Raw genomic sequence first — 14742 nt, 5'->3', positions numbered from 1 at the left:
CATGACAACACCTGATCACTCCGACAAGTCGGAGGACACGAAGATCCTTCACAGTATGGGCTATGCCCAGGAATTGGCTCGCCGCATGAGCGGCTTCTCCAATTTTGCTATTTCCTTCTCGATCATCTGCATTCTGGCTGGCGGCATAACGTCCTTCCCGCTGGCCATGGCAACCGGCAGCGGTTTCGAGGCGACCATCGGCTGGGTTATAGGCGGCGTCTTTGCGCTCGTGGTCGCGGCTTCTCTCGGCCAGATTGGATCAGCATATCCGACAGCCGGCGGCCTCTATCACTGGTCCTCAATCCTCGGCGGACGCGGCTGGGGCTGGGCCACGGCTTGGATCAACTTGCTCGGCCTGATCTTCGTCGTCGCTTCGGTGAATGTCGGCGTCTACCTGCTGTTTCAAGGCCTCGTCGCGGGCCCAATCTTCGGTTGGGACACATCGGCCTGGGGCTTCTGGCAGCAAACGGCGGCAGTCGTCCTGATTACCATCACCCAGGGCCTCTTCAATCATCTCGGCATCAAGACGACGACCATGTTGACCGACTTTTCCGGCTATCTCATCCTCGTTGTCGCGGTCGTGCTTACGTTGACGTTTCTGATCTGGGGCGCGCATGGCTTCGATCTTGCTCGGCTGACGACTTTCGTGAACACGACCGGCGATCTTGGCGGTGGCTATGTTCCGACGGCCCGTACGGCGCTCGTGGCCTTCCTCATCGGCCTTCTCTACCCGCTTTATACCATCACCGGCTTCGACGCGTCGGCGCATACCGCCGAGGAAACGCACAATGCCCGCATCGCGGTGCCCAGAGGCATGATCCACGCGGTCCTCTGGTCTCTCGTCTTCGGTTTCGTCATGGCGGTTTCCTTCGTCCTTGCCAGCCCAGATCTCGTCGCGACCGCCAAGGATGGCGGCAATGCCTGGTTCAACCTGTTCAACAATCTGCCGGCGCCAACTTGGCTCAAGGCTCTGCTCGGCATCGCCATCGTGCTGTCGAACTATCTGTGCGCGCTGGCCGGGCTCACTTCGACCTCGCGCATGATCTTTGCCTTCTCGCGTGACGGCGGTCTGCCGGGGTCATCTGTGTGGAAGCAGGTTTCGCCGACCTGGCGCACGCCCGTCCCGGCCATCTGGCTCGGTGTCGTGCTGTCGATCGCCGCCACGCTCTATTCGCCGGCTTTCGCGGCGCTCGCTGCTGGTTGCGCTCTCTTCCTCTATGTCTCCTATGCCATGCCGATCGCAGCCGGACTTCTTGCGGAAGGAAAGAGCTGGACCGAATTCGGACCGTTCCGGCTCGGCATCTGGTCAAAGCCGTTCGCCGTCATCACCGTGCTTGGTGTTCTGGTGTTGATGTATGCCGGCATCCAGCCGCCCTTCGACATCCTGATCAACTATGCGATCGGATTGATCGTTCTGCTCGTCGTTTTGTGGTTCGCCGTTGAAAACCGGCGCTTCCAGGGGCCGCCTATCGGCGATGCGGCAATCGCCAAGCGCAGGGCGACCATCGCAGCGGCTGAAAAGGCCGTTGGCGAATCCGCGTAACAGCCAATCAAGCCGTAGCGGGCTCGCCCGCCACGGCTTCTTGTCCCCGTTCAACGTGACAAGCCCGAAACGACAAGCACTGGAGTGCCACAGGAATGGCCGGAAATTTCTCGTTCGATCAGTTGAAGAAAGCGGTCTCCAGCGGCGAGATCGACACGGTGCTCGCCTGCATCGTCGACCTGCAGGGCCGGTTGGCGGGAAAGCGGTTCCTGGCACAGTACTTCGTCGATTCCGCGCATGACGAAACGCATGGCTGCAACTACCTGCTGGCCGCCGACATCGATATGGAGCCGGTGCCCGGTTACAAGGCGGCAAGCTGGTCGAAGGGCTATGGCGACTTCGTCATGAAGCCGGATCTCGCCACGCTGCGGCGCATTCCGTGGCTGGAGAAGACCGCGCTCGTGATCTGCGACGTGCTCGACCACCACACCCATGACGACCTGCCGCATTCGCCGCGCGCCATCCTGAAAAAGCAGATCAAACGGCTGACGGAGCGCGGCTATATCGGCTATTTCGCGTCCGAGCTGGAATTCTATCTGTTCAATGAAACCTACGATTCCGCCCGCAAGAAGCACTGGCAGGGTCTCGACACCGCTTCGCCCTATATCGGCGACTACCAGATCGGCATCACCACCAAGGAAGAAGGCGTCATGCGCCGGCTTCGCAACGAGATGGAAGCGGCCGGCATTCCGATCGAGAACTCCAAGGGCGAGTGGGGTCCAGGCCAGGAAGAGATCAATGTGCGCTATGCCGAGGCGCTGGACATGGCCGACCGCCACGTCATCCTGAAGAATGGCGCCAAGGAGATTGCCGAATCCGAAGGCAAGGCGATCTCGTTCATGTCGAAATACAATTACGGGCTCGCCGGCAACTCCAGCCACATCCACAATTCGCTGTGGAGCGCCGACGGCAAGACGCCGCTGTTCTTCGACAAGAAAGCTGAGTGGACGCTGTCGACGCTCGGCCAGCAATGGGCGGCGGGCCAGCTCAAATACGCCAAGGAGTTCACCTGGTTCCTGGCGCCCTACATCAATTCCTACAAACGCTTCCAGGCCGGCACCTTCGCGCCGACCAAGATCATGTGGAGCGAGGACAACCGCACCGCCGGCTTCCGCCTGTGTGGCGAGGGCACCAAGGGCATCCGCATGGAATGCCGCATCGGCGGCGCCGATTTGAACCCGTATCTCGCCTTCGCCGCGCTGATCGCCGCCGGACTTGCCGGCATCGACGAGAAGCTCGAATTGCAGAAACCCTTCGTCGGCGATGCCTATCAGGCCTCTCGCCTGCCGGAGATTCCGAAGACGCTGCGCGATGCCACCGAGACGCTGGCGAAGTCGAAGATGCTGAAACAGGCGCTCGGCGAAGACGTGCTCGAACACTATGTCCACACCGCGAAGTGGGAGCAGTTCGAATACGATCGCCGCATTACGGATTGGGAACTGCACAGGGGATTCGAGCGGTACTAGATTGCCTGCGAAGCGTCCGCGCTGCCCCTCACCCTCTCCCAATAGAGAACGGGGAGAGGGTGCCTCGACGTTGGAGTTCTCTCTTCTCCCATCACTATACGGGATGAGGTGCCGGCGGGCGGATGAGGCAGCACAAAGACTGATGATTTTCGATTTTAAAGAAATGCGAGGATTTAAACGATGACCGAAACGGTCAAACTCATCACCCCCGTCGACGGCTCGATCTATGCCGAGCGGCCGATCGCGACGGACCAGGCGGTCAATGCGGCAGTCGAGCGCGCCAAGGCGGCGCAGGAGAAGTGGGCGCAGGTGCCGATCGTCGAGCGCGGCAAATACATGCTCGCCATGCTGGAAGCGCTGGTTGCGATGACCGACGAGATCGTGCCCGAGATCGCCTGGCAGATGGGCCGGCCGGTCCGCTATGGCGGCGAGTTCGGCGGCGTCAAGGAACGCACCAACTACATGGTCGAGATCGCCGAGGCGGCGCTCAAATCCGTGCCGGCATCCAACCCGAAGGACGGGTTCCGCCGCTATGTGAAGAAGGATCCGCTCGGCGTGGTCATGGTGATCGCGCCCTGGAACTATCCCTATCTCACGGCCGTCAACACCATCGTACCGGCGCTGATGGCCGGCAACACCGTCCTCCTGAAGCATGCGGCGCAGACACTGCTGGTCGGCGAGCGTTTTCAGCAGGCCTTCGACAAGGTCGGCCTGCCCAAGGGCGTGTTCCAGAACCTCGTGCTGAACCATGCCCAAACCGAGAAGCTGCTCGGCTCGGGCAAAGTCGACCATGTCAATTTCACCGGCTCGGTCGGCGGCGGCCGTGCCATTGAAAAGGCGGCGGCGGGCACCTTCATGACGCTCGGGCTCGAGCTTGGCGGCAAGGACCCGGCCTATGTGCTGCCCGACGCCAAGATGGACCACGCGGTCGCCAATCTGGTTGACGGCGCGTTCTACAATTCCGGCCAGTGCTGCTGCGGCATCGAACGTGTCTATGTGCACGAAAAGGTCTATGATGAATTCGTCGAGGGCTTCATCGCCGAGACGAAGAACTATGTCGTCGGCAATCCGCTCGATCAGGCAACGACGATGGGGCCGATGGCGCAGGCCCGTTTCGCCGACCTGATCCGCGAGCAGAAGGCCGAGGCGCTGCGCAAGGGCGCCAAGGCGCACATCAACATGAAGGTGGCCAACGACAAGGCTGGCTCGCCCTATCTGGCGCCGGAGGTGCTGACCGAGGTCGATCACCAGATGAGCGTCATGCGCGAGGAGAGTTTCGGTCCGATCGTCGGCATCATGAAGGTGCGCAACGACGAGGAGGCGATCGCGCTGATGAACGACAGCCCCTATGGGCTGACGGCCTCGATCTGGACGCGCGATACCGAGCACGCTGTGGCGATCGGCAACCGCGTCGAGACCGGCACGGTGTTCATGAACCGCTGCGACTATCTCGATCCGGCCCTGGTCTGGACCGGCGTCAAGGACACCGGCAAGGGCGCCGGCCTGTCAGCCATCGGCTACGACAATCTGACCCGGCCGAAATCCTTCCACCTGCGCGAAGCCATCTGATTTTTCGAAAGACAAAAAATGTCCAAGCTGATCTCCAAATGGAACTACCCCACCACCGTTCGCTTCGGCGCCGGGCGTATCAAGGAACTGCCCGAGGTGCTTGGTGCCACCGGCATCAAGCGGCCTCTGTTCGTCACCGATCCGGGCCTGGCCAAACTGCCGGTCGTGGCCTCGACCCTGAAGATCCTCGACGATGCCAAAATCCCATACGGTGTCTTCTCCGAGGTGAGGCCGAACCCGGTCGAGTCCAACCTGACCGCCGGCATCGCGGTGTTCAAGAAGGGCAAGCATGACGGCATCATCGCTTTCGGCGGCGGCTCGGCGCTCGATCTCGGCAAGCTGATCGCCTTCCAGGCAGGCCAGACAAGGCCGGTGTGGGATTTCGAGGATGTCGGCGATTGGTGGACGCGCGCCAATTCGGATGCGATCGCTCCGATCATCGCGGTGCCGACCACGGCCGGCACTGGATCGGAAGTCGGCCGCGCCGGCGTCATCACCAATGAGGCGACGCATACCAAGAAGGTCATCTTCCATCCCAAGCTGCTGCCGGCGATCGTGATTGCCGACCCGGAACTGTCGGTCGGCATGCCGGGCTTCATCACCGCCGGCACCGGCATGGACGCGCTTGCCCATTGCCTCGAAGCCTATTGCGCACCGGGCTATCATCCGATGGCGGACGGCATTGCGGTCGAAGGCGTGCGCCTGGTGTTCGAAAACCTGCCAAAGGCCTTTGCCAACGGCAAGGATCTCGTCGCCCGGGCGCACATGATGAGCGCCGCCGCGATGGGCGCCACCGCCTTCCAGAAAGGCCTCGGCGCCATCCATTCGCTGTCGCATCCGATCGGTGCGCTCTATGACACCCATCACGGCATGACCAACGCTGTGTTCATGCCCTATGTGCTTGCCTTCAACCGTGACGCCGTCGAGGAGCGTATCGCCAGGCTCGCCGCCTATTGCGGCATCAAGGGCGGCTTCGACGGCTTCGCCAAGGCGATCATCAAGCTGCGCAAGGAATTGAAGGTGCCGCATGCGCTGCCGGGCCTGATCAAGGGGCTCGACATGGACAAGAAGCGCAAGGCGCTGATCGCCGACATGGCGGTGGTCGATCCGACGGCCGGCGGCAATCCGGTCAAGCTGACCAAGAAGGCGGCGCTGATGTTGCTGGAAAACGCCATCGCCGGCACGATCTGAGACGGCGTTCCGTTGCGGAAAAATTGATCTGAAAATAAGCGCTAACCATGGGGGAGGGGATTGAGAACAAGGCAGAAAGTGATTAGCCGGAAAAATAAGTGACGGCTAATTGCTACAGCCGGTTAAAAAGAGTTAACTTTTTCTGCTGCCGGCCAAGGGTTTCACAAAGCTTTCATCTGGCTGTCACATGAAAACGATACCGCATCGCAGGCGTCCAACGGCGTCAGTTCAACGGAGAGAACACATGTTCAAATTCACGGGGAAGGTGCTTTCCCTTTCGGCCGCGACGCTCTTTGCGTCGACGGTGATTTCGTCCGCGGATTCGATGGACGATCTCGTCAAGGCCGCCAAGGCTGAAGGCCAGCTCACCACCATCGCGCTGCCGCATGATTGGTGCGGTTACGGCGACGTCATCGCCGGCTTCAAGGCTAAGTATCCCGAAATCACCATCAATGAGCTCAACCCCGATGCCGGCTCCGGCGACGAGGTCGAGGCGATCAAGGCCAACAAGGACAACAAAGGCCCGCAGGCTCCCGACGTCATCGACGTCGGCCTGTCCTTCGGACCGACCGCCAAGGCCGATGGCCTGCTGATGCCTTACAAGGTGTCGACCTGGGACTCGATCCCGGACAGCGCCAAGGATGCCGACGGCGCCTGGTATGGCGACTACTACGGCGTTCTTTCGTTCATGGTGAACAAGGATCTGATCAAGGAAGCGCCGGCTGACTGGGCCGACCTGCTGAAGCCTGAATTTGCCAACGCGGTTGCCGTCGCTGGCGATCCACGCGCTTCGAACCAGGCCATCCAGGCGGTTTATGCCGCCGGCCTGTCGTCGGGAGCTGCCGCTGGTGAAGCTGCCGGCACCGCTGGTCTCGACTTCTTCAAGAAGCTCAACGCCGCCGGCAATTTCGTCCCGGTCGTCGGCAAGCCCGCTACGCTCGCCCAGGGCCAGACCCCGATCCTGATCAACTGGGACTATAACGCGCTTGCTGGCCGCGACACGCTGAAGGGCAACCCGCCCGTCGACGTCGTGGTGCCGAAGACCGGCGTCGTCGCCGGTGTCTACGTGCAGGCGATCAGCGCCTATGCGCCGCATCCGAACGCAGCCAAGCTCTGGATGGAATATCTCTATTCCGACGAAGGCCAGGTCGGCTGGCTGAAGGGCTATTGCCACCCGATCCGCTTCAACGATCTCGCCAAGAACGGCAAGATCCCGGCGGACGTGCTGGCCAAGCTGCCGCCGGCGGAATCCTACGCCTCGGCCGCATTCCCGACGCTCGACGAGCAGGGCAAGGCCAAGGAAGTCATCAGCAAGAACTGGGACGCCGTCGTCGGCGCCAACGTCAAGTAAGACTGAAATCCACCGGGCGGTCGCGAGACCGCCCGGCCTTCCCTCGAAGACGGTAGCCGGCGCATGACCGACCTCTCGCTTTCAAATCGAACGATTGCCACCAAGCCCGCGCCACCGAACGAGGCGACCGCTTTCCGCTTGCCGACGCAATGGATTGGTGTGGCGCCGTTCTTCATCTTCGCCCTGATGTTCCTGATCCTGCCCACGATCTATCTCGTGGTGGGCGCTTTCCAGCGGAGTGATGGCCAGTTCACGCTGGACAACATCCTGCAGCTGGTCAGCGATCCCTCGATCAGCAGTTCCTATTGGGTCTCGATCAAGATCAGTTTCTGGTCGGCCATCATCGGCGCCTTTGCCGGCCTGGCGATCGCCATCGCCATCGTACGCGGCGGGCTGCCAAGCTGGACGCGTTCCGCGACCCTGACTTTTTCGGGTGTCGCCTCGAATTTCGCGGGCTTGCCGCTCGCCTTCGCCTTCCTGGCGACGTTGGGCCGTGTCGGCATCGTCACCACGCTTCTGCGTGACGTGCTCAACATCAACATCTATGCGATGGGCTTCAATTTCCTCACCACGTCGGGCCTGATCGCGGTCTATCTGTTCTTCCAGATTCCGCTGATGGTGGTCATCATCGTGCCGGCCATTGATGGCCTGAAGAAGGAATGGGGCGAGGCGGCAGCGACGCTCGGCGCCACCCAGGCGCAGTATTGGCGCATGGTGGTCATACCCGTGATATGGCCGAGCTTTCTTGGAACCGTCATCCTTCTGTTCGCGAATGCCTTCGGCGCCATCGCCACCGCTTATGCGTTTGCCGGCCCAGCGCTCAACATCGTTCCCATCAAGCTGTACTCGCAGATCAACGGCGACGTGCTGCACAATCCGCAGCTCGGCTATGCCATCGCCTTCGGCATGATCGTCATCACCGGACTCGCCAATGTCTTCTACATCTGGTTCCGGACTCGCTCGGAGAGGTGGCTGAAATGAAGTCGGGAAAATTCTGGGCCTGGGTCGTCTTCATCATCGGTGCGGCCTATTTCTTCATTCCGCTGATGGCGACGGTCGAGTTTTCGCTGCGCATGCGCCGAGGCGTCCATTCCTTCGACGCCTATCAGATCGTGCTGGGCGACGCGCGCTTCCAGTCGACCTTCCTGTATTCGGTGGTCGCTGCCATCTTCACCATCATTCTGGGTGTGCTGATCGTGGTGCCGGCGGCCTACTGGATCCGGCTGCGCCTGCCGCAGCTCAGGCCGATCGTCGAATTCATCACGCTGCTGCCGCTGGTCATTCCGGCCATCGTCATCGTCTTCGGCTACATCAGGATGTACGGCTCCAATTCGCCGCTGCCGTTCCTGGGCAGCAATATGGGCGCCAATGCCTTGCTGGTGATCGGTTATGCGACGCTGGCGCTGCCTTACATGTATCGCGCGGTCGATACCGGGCTGCGCACCATCGACGTGCGCACCTTGACGGAAGCGGCACAGATCCTGGGCGCCGGCTGGGGAACGATCATTGGCCGCGTCATCCTGCCCAATGTGCTGATCGCCGTGCTGTCGGGCGCCTTCCTGACCTTTGCCATCGTCATCGGCGAGTTCACAATGGCCAGCCTGCTCAATCGCCCGGCTTTCGGCCCGTATTTGCAGAACATCGGCGCCAACCGCGCCTATGAACCGGCGGCCCTTGCCATCATCGCCTTCGCCATTACCTGGGGCTGCATGTCGCTGATCCAGATCCTGTCCCGTTTTGCGCCGAAATCGGCGAACCGCCCGACCTGAACGAAAAGCACTGACCTGAGAGAAAAAGCCATGGCCGAGCCATTCCTGTCCATCCAGCATGTGCGAAAGTCCTACGGTTCCAACACTGTGGTCCAGGATTTCAGCCTCGACGTCGAGCCGGGCGAGTTCGTCTCGTTCCTCGGACCGTCCGGTTGCGGCAAGACCACGGTGCTACGCATGGTTGCCGGCTTCGAGGAGCCGTCGGCCGGCAAGATCGTCGTCGCAGGCAAGGACATTACGAGGCTGAAGCCCAACCAGCGCAATGTCGGCATGGTGTTCCAGGCCTACGCACTGTTTCCCAACCTGACCGTGGCACAGAACATCGCTTTCGGGCTGAAGGTCGCCGGCATGTCGAAGGCCGATGCCGACAGGCGTGTCGCCGAGATGCTCGACATGATCAAGCTGCCGCAGATGGCCGATCGTTATCCCTACCAGCTCTCCGGGGGCCAGCAGCAACGCATCGCGCTGGCGCGCGCCATCGCGCCAAAGCCGAAGCTGCTGCTGCTCGACGAGCCGCTGTCGGCGCTCGACGCCAAGGTGCGCGTGTCGCTGCGCGAGGAGATCCGCTCGATCCAGAAGAAGCTCGGCATCACCACCATTTTCGTCACCCATGACCAGGAAGAGGCGCTGTCGATCTCCGACCGAATCGCGGTCATGTATGGCGGCAAGGCCGAGCAGGTCGGTACGCCTTTCGAGATCTACAACCGGCCGGCGACCAAGTTCGTCGCCAATTTCGTCGGCACGCTGAACGTGCTCGAAGGCAAGGTCACCGATGCCGCGGCTGGCACGGTGCAGGTCAACACGCAGGAAGTCTCGCTCAAGGGCAAGCTCAATGGCTCGAAGTCGGGCGACACGCTGTCGCTGGCGCTGCGGCCGGAAGCGATCTCGCTCGGCCGTCAGCCTGGCCGCGATTCCAGCCTGTCCGGCGAGATTTCCGAAGTCCACTTCCTCGGCTCGGTGATCCGGGTTCGCGTCGGAATTGGCGGCAACACGGTGTCGCTCGACACGTTCAACAGCCCGGCGACGCCGCCGCCCGCCGTCGGCGAGAAGGCCGAGATTTCGTTCTCGTCCGGCGACATGCTGGTGCTGCACTAGCCACCGCGCCACCAGACGGCACGTAACTGCTCACTGCAGTGACTTTGGCACTGCCAATCGGCTTGTTCCGTCGCTACGATGAGCCATGGCTCTTTTCGAACTGACGCTTGTCCTGCTTTTGGCCGCCGTTGCGCTGACGGCGCTGTCGCGACGGCTGGAGATTCCCTATCCGTCGCTGCTGGCGCTGGCCGGGGTTGCGATCGCTTTCGTACCCGGTGCGCCAACGATCGAGATCGATCCGGAACTGGCGCTTGCCCTGTTCATCGCGCCGGTGCTTCTCGATGCCGCCTATGACACGTCGCTGCGCGACCTGAAGCGCTACCGGCTGTCGCTGGCGCTGCTGGCGCTGGGCGCCGTTGTCTTCACCACTGCCGTCGTGGCCTTCGTCGGCTGGAGAATGGCCGGCCTGCCGATCGCGGCTGCCATCGCGCTCGGCGCCATCGTTGCGCCGCCGGACGCGGTGGCGGCAAGCGCTGTGCTCAGCCAGTTCAAGGTACCGCACCGTATTACGGCCATCCTGCAAGGCGAGAGCCTGCTCAACGATGCCACCGCGCTGCTGATCTACCGGTTGGCGGTTTCGGCGGCGCTCGGCTCGATCATGCTGAGCAACGCCATTCCGACGATCCTGCTGGGGACGATCGGCAGTCTGGTCGCGGGCTATCTGTTTGGCCGCATCTCGCTCTTGACGCTCACCCGTATCGAGGACGCAGCGAGCAGCACGGTGGTGCAATTCGCCGGGACTTTCGGAGTCTGGATCCTGGCGGACAGGCTGGGCCTGTCCGCCATCATCACCATCGTCGTCTATGCCATGACGATTGCGCGCACAGCGCCGCGCCGCATGTCGGCGAGACGCCGCGTCAGCACCTATTCGGTCTGGGAGTCGGCGGTGTTCGTGCTCAACGTGCTGGCCTTCGTGCTGATGGGCCTGCAGGCGCGTTCGATCGTCGGCCGGCTCTCCGGCGAAGGGCAGGGCGATGCCTTTCTCTTCGCCGCGACGGTGCTGGCCGTCGTCATCGTCGCCCGCCTCGTCTGGGTGGCAAGTTACATTGCCATCATACGATGGTTCGCCCGCTTCGGCGGTGAAGACAGAAAGCGAGATCTGCCGACATTTGGCGGCGGTGTGCTCGTCGGCTGGTGCGGCATGCGGGGGCTGGTGACGCTGGTGGTGGCCATTGCACTGCCGGCCAATTTTCCCGGCCGTGATCCGATCGTGCTCGCCGCCTTCGCGGTGGTTCTGGGCACGCTGGTGCTGCAAGGCATGACGCTGAAGCCCTTGCTGCGGATGCTCGACTTCGAACGGGATACGACAATAGATCGCGAAGTGGCTCAGGCACGCGTCGCCATCATGCAAGCCGCACTCGACGTGTTGAGCCGAAAGACGTCGGCTGCGGCGGCTGTCGTGCGCGAGCAGTACGAGGCCGAGCGCCTGGTGGCCGAAAACCCGGAGGACGCACAGGCGGCAACCGAATACGACCGGCTGCGCCTCTATGCCATCAATCGCCAGCGCGACACGCTCGAGGAATTGCGCAGCAACGGCACGATCGGCGATGAAGCCTATCATCGGCTGGAGGAAGAGATCGACTGGTCGGAACTGGCGGCGTCGCCGGCTGGCCGGTTCCAGCCCCTGACGACCGACGGCTAGTCCGACTAGGCAGCTGGGGGCCGGCAGGGAAGCTTCTGGCCCAAGTCGCTGCCATCTCGCTGCACATTGCAACCAATTCGCCGAACCGCTACTGCCAACATCGAAATTGAGCCGGGTAAGCAATGAAGCTGGTCAGCTACAACATCCAGTACGGGTTTGGCAGCGACGGCCGCTACGATCTTTCGCGCGCGGCGCGGATCGTTGCCGGCGCCGACATCATTGCGCTGCAGGAGGTGGAGCGGCATTGGCAGCGCAGCAGTTTCGACGACCAGCCCGAACTGCTTTCACGCCTGCTGCCGGATTATCATTGGGTCTATGGACCGGCCTTCGACATGGACGCCAGCGAGCGGCGCGACGGCCGCCTGATCAATCGGCGCCGGCAGTTCGGCACCATGGTGCTGTCGAAGCTGCCGATCGCCTGGTCGCGGCTTCACGGGCTGCCGATGCGGCGTACGCTGCGGCCGCTCAACACCCGCAACGCGGCCCTGGAATGCATGATCCGCACACCGGCCGGGCCCCTGCGGGTGCTGTCGCTGCACCTCGCCCATATCGCGGCGGAGGAGCGGCTGGAGCAAATCGACTACCTGCTCGCCGAGCACCGCCGGGCGCCTTCCGAGGGTGGCCCGTGGAGCGGCGCCGACGACGAGCCGTCGCGCAACTGGACCAGCGGCGAGGCCGAGCCGGAAAATCCGCTGGCGGCGATCTGGATGGGCGATTTCAACATGGAGCCGGGCAGCGCGGAATACCGCCGCATCGTCGGCAGCACGCCCTATCATCGCGGTGCCGCCTATCTGGACAGCTTCGTTGACGCTGCCGCTGTCGCCAGCGAGCCGGTTCCGGATTTCCACACGCATGTGAAGACCATCGACGGCAAACTGATAAATCGCCGGCTCGACCATTGCTTTGTCGGCGGCATGTTCGCAGGCCGCGTGCGCTCGGTTGGCGCCGACATTGGCGAGGTCGCGTCTGATCATTTCCCGCTGCGGATCGACATCGATCTGGAGACGCCGGGCATCGCCACATGAGCCGTGCATGACCCTGTTCGTCTTCTTCGCGGTGCTCGCCGCCGCCGCCATGCACGCGATCTGGAACGCGCTGGTCAAGGTCCATCTCGACCGTTTCCTGTCGATCACGCTGATGACGCTGGGCATGGGTGTCGCGGGCCTGGTGGTGTTGCCCTTCGTCGAGGTGCCGAAGGCAGAAGTATGGCCCTACATCATCGCCTCGGTCTTCTTTCACATGGGCTACCGCACCTTCCTGATCGGCGCCTACCAAGCCGGCGATTTCGCCCAGACCTATCCGCTGGCGCGCGGCACGGCACCGTTGCTGGCAGCTCTCGGCGGCATGTTCGTCGTTGCCGAAGTGCCGGCTCCGCTTGCCATTCTGGGCATCTTCCTGCTGTCGGCCGGCACGCTGGTGATGTCGTTTCGCGGCGGTGCGCATCTGGAGAAGCTGAACCTGCGCGCGGTCGGCTTTGCGCTGGGCACGTCGATCTTCATCGCCAGCTACACGCTGTCGGACGGCAGCGGCGCGCGGCTGGCGGCGACCGCGCAGGGCTATGCTGCCTGGCTGTTCATTTGCGATGCTTTTGGCGCTCTGGTGCTGTGCTTGATCTTCCGGGGCCCCAAGGCGCTTCCGGTTCTGGCGCGCGACTGGAAGACGGGGCTGTTCACGGGCGTGCTCAGCGGTGCTGCCTACTGGATCGTGATGTGGGCGATGACCAAGGCGCCGATCGCCTCGGTGGCCTCGCTGCGCGAGACCTCGATCCTGTTTGCCATGATGATCTCGGTCTTCGCCCTCGGCGAGAAGATGACGGGCTGGCGCGGCGCGGCTGCGCTCAGCATCGTCGCCGGTGTGGTGGCGCTCAGACTCGGCTGACCTCGTGGTCCAGCACCGTCATGACCTGGCCGCGTCGTTCGGGACTGAAGCGGATGACGACAATGATGCAGATGGCGACCACGCCGGCAAACAGCGCCAGTGCGTAGCCATAGCTGCCTCCGGGCGCTTCGGCGATGCCGGCTTGGTACGGGCCGCCATAGGACGCCGCCAGATTGCCGGCCTGGTAGATGAAACCAGGCAAGGTCGCGCGCACCGCGCCGGGCGACAGCTCGTTCAAGTGCACCGGGATGACGCCCCAGGCGCCCTGGACGGCGACCTGCATGGCGAAGGCGCCGACGGCGAGCATGAACGGTGTCGAGCTGTAGGCCCACAGCGGAATCGACGGCAAGGCGATCAGGCACGCGAGCGTGATGGCGTTGACGCGGCCGATCTTCTCGGACAGCGCGCCGAACGCCAGGCCGCCGACGATGGCGCCGATGTTGGCGACGATGGTGATCCAGCTCACCGTATGCGGATCGAAGCCGTGCTGCTTCTTCAGGAAGGTCGGATAGAGATCCTGCGTGCCATGGCTGAAGAAATTGAAGAACATCATCAGCACGACGGCATAGAGCGCAATGCCCCAGTGCTTGCGCAGCGTTTCCAGCATGCCCGGCCTTGCGGTCTTCTGGGCCTCGACGAATGCCGGCGATTCCGGCACATGCGAGCGGATGAAGAGCACGATCAGCGCCGGGATGAAGGAGAGCAGGAACATGGCACGCCAGCCGATCGTGTAGCCGGCGATCGTCTGCTGATAGAGCAGGCCATAGACCACAGCCGCCAGCAGGTAGCCGGCCGGATAGCCGCATTGCAGGATGCCCGAGACGAAGCCGCGTGCACTCGGCGGGACGGATTCCATGGCGAGCGAACTGCCGAGCCCCCATTCGCCGCCCATGGCGATGCCGAACAGCGCACGCAGAGCCAGGAAGATGCCGAGACTGGGCGAGAAGGCGGCGAGCGCGCCGATCACCGAGTAGCTGACGATGTTGAGCATGAGGATGGGCTTGCGCCCGTATTTGTCGGCGAGCATGCCAAAGAAGAACGCGCCGATGAAGCGCGTGGCCAAGGTCAGGAACAGTGCCTTTGAGACCGCCGGGACGTCCGTCTGGAATTCACTTGCAATATCCGTGAGCAGGAATGTCAGCAGGAAGAAATCAAAAGCGTCCAGCGTCCACCCCAGGAATGAGGCCAGGACGGTTTTCTTCTGCTCGGCAGTGAGGTTCAATGCGTCCTCCTTTGTA

The 14742-nt window shown here is 62.7% G+C and carries 12 protein-coding genes; 11 read left to right on the top strand and 1 reads right to left on the bottom strand.

Annotated features, from left to right (window positions below; all coding sequences use genetic code 11):
* The first annotated feature begins 1 nt into the window (after position 1).
* The 11 genes from LB577_RS08275 (at position 2) to LB577_RS08225 (ending at position 13504) form a co-directional block, all read left to right on the top strand.
* Positions 2-1543, top strand: a complete 1542-nt coding sequence (locus LB577_RS08275) for an amino acid permease (RefSeq protein ID WP_224686314.1) — start codon at positions 2-4, stop codon at positions 1541-1543.
* Between the two features lie 95 nt (positions 1544-1638).
* Positions 1639-3009, top strand: coding sequence for a glutamine synthetase family protein (locus LB577_RS08270; protein WP_023778559.1), 1371 nt, complete (start codon positions 1639-1641; stop codon positions 3007-3009).
* A 180-nt stretch (positions 3010-3189) separates the two neighbouring features.
* Positions 3190-4578 (top strand): aldehyde dehydrogenase family protein, encoded by a 1389-nt coding sequence (locus tag LB577_RS08265; protein ID WP_224686313.1) that lies wholly within the window; start codon positions 3190-3192, stop codon positions 4576-4578.
* Between the two features lie 18 nt (positions 4579-4596).
* Entirely contained in the window at positions 4597-5769 is a 1173-nt protein-coding gene (locus LB577_RS08260; RefSeq protein WP_224686312.1) for an iron-containing alcohol dehydrogenase, read from the top strand.
* Between the two features lie 244 nt (positions 5770-6013).
* On the top strand, positions 6014-7120 hold the full coding sequence (locus LB577_RS08255; protein WP_023765853.1) for an ABC transporter substrate-binding protein: 1107 nt from the start codon (positions 6014-6016) through the stop codon (positions 7118-7120).
* A gap of 63 nt (positions 7121-7183) precedes the next feature.
* Positions 7184-8101, top strand: a complete 918-nt coding sequence (locus LB577_RS08250; RefSeq protein ID WP_013893092.1) for an ABC transporter permease — start codon at positions 7184-7186, stop codon at positions 8099-8101.
* Entirely contained in the window at positions 8098-8889 is a 792-nt protein-coding gene (locus LB577_RS08245; protein ID WP_023778555.1) for an ABC transporter permease, read from the top strand. The genes LB577_RS08250 and LB577_RS08245 overlap by 4 nt, the downstream gene beginning before the upstream one ends.
* 30 nt (positions 8890-8919) lie before the next feature.
* A complete protein-coding gene (locus LB577_RS08240) occupies positions 8920-9984 on the top strand; it encodes an ABC transporter ATP-binding protein (RefSeq protein ID WP_013893094.1) in 1065 nt (354 codons plus the stop codon).
* An 85-nt stretch (positions 9985-10069) separates the two neighbouring features.
* The gene (locus LB577_RS08235) at positions 10070-11626 is read left to right on the top strand and encodes a cation:proton antiporter (RefSeq protein ID WP_224686311.1); all 1557 of its coding nucleotides are present in this window, start codon (positions 10070-10072) and stop codon (positions 11624-11626) included.
* 122 nt (positions 11627-11748) lie between these two features.
* Complete coding sequence (locus LB577_RS08230) at positions 11749-12651, top strand: endonuclease/exonuclease/phosphatase family protein (RefSeq protein ID WP_224686310.1); 903 nt, start codon at positions 11749-11751, stop codon at positions 12649-12651.
* A gap of 7 nt (positions 12652-12658) precedes the next feature.
* Complete coding sequence (locus LB577_RS08225) at positions 12659-13504, top strand: EamA family transporter (protein ID WP_224686309.1); 846 nt, start codon at positions 12659-12661, stop codon at positions 13502-13504.
* Here LB577_RS08225 and LB577_RS08220 read toward each other — a convergent pair.
* The gene (locus LB577_RS08220) at positions 13491-14726 is read right to left on the bottom strand and encodes an MFS transporter (RefSeq protein ID WP_224686308.1); all 1236 of its coding nucleotides are present in this window, start codon (positions 14724-14726) and stop codon (positions 13491-13493) included. The two genes, LB577_RS08225 and LB577_RS08220, sit on opposite strands and share 14 nt — an antisense overlap.
* Positions 14727-14742 lie beyond the last annotated feature (16 nt).

Origin of the sequence: Mesorhizobium sp. B283B1A (genome assembly GCF_020165735.1) — a bacterium.
GTDB classification, from domain to species: Bacteria; Pseudomonadota; Alphaproteobacteria; order Rhizobiales; family Rhizobiaceae; genus Mesorhizobium; species Mesorhizobium opportunistum.
This window is presented reverse-complemented; position numbering and strand designations above follow the sequence as displayed.

Coding starts and splice junctions, on each gene's coding strand:
- LB577_RS08260 (WP_224686312.1), top strand. CDS start 4,597: ATGTCCAAGCTGATCTCCAAATGGAACTACCCCACCACCGTTCGCTTC.
- LB577_RS08265 (WP_224686313.1), top strand. CDS start 3,190: ATGACCGAAACGGTCAAACTCATCACCCCCGTCGACGGCTCGATCTAT.
- LB577_RS08255 (WP_023765853.1), top strand. CDS start 6,014: ATGTTCAAATTCACGGGGAAGGTGCTTTCCCTTTCGGCCGCGACGCTC.
- LB577_RS08230 (WP_224686310.1), top strand. CDS start 11,749: ATGAAGCTGGTCAGCTACAACATCCAGTACGGGTTTGGCAGCGACGGC.
- LB577_RS08250 (WP_013893092.1), top strand. CDS start 7,184: ATGACCGACCTCTCGCTTTCAAATCGAACGATTGCCACCAAGCCCGCG.
- LB577_RS08245 (WP_023778555.1), top strand. CDS start 8,098: ATGAAGTCGGGAAAATTCTGGGCCTGGGTCGTCTTCATCATCGGTGCG.
- LB577_RS08270 (WP_023778559.1), top strand. CDS start 1,639: ATGGCCGGAAATTTCTCGTTCGATCAGTTGAAGAAAGCGGTCTCCAGC.
- LB577_RS08225 (WP_224686309.1), top strand. CDS start 12,659: ATGACCCTGTTCGTCTTCTTCGCGGTGCTCGCCGCCGCCGCCATGCAC.
- LB577_RS08275 (WP_224686314.1), top strand. CDS start 2: ATGACAACACCTGATCACTCCGACAAGTCGGAGGACACGAAGATCCTT.
- LB577_RS08240 (WP_013893094.1), top strand. CDS start 8,920: ATGGCCGAGCCATTCCTGTCCATCCAGCATGTGCGAAAGTCCTACGGT.
- LB577_RS08235 (WP_224686311.1), top strand. CDS start 10,070: ATGGCTCTTTTCGAACTGACGCTTGTCCTGCTTTTGGCCGCCGTTGCG.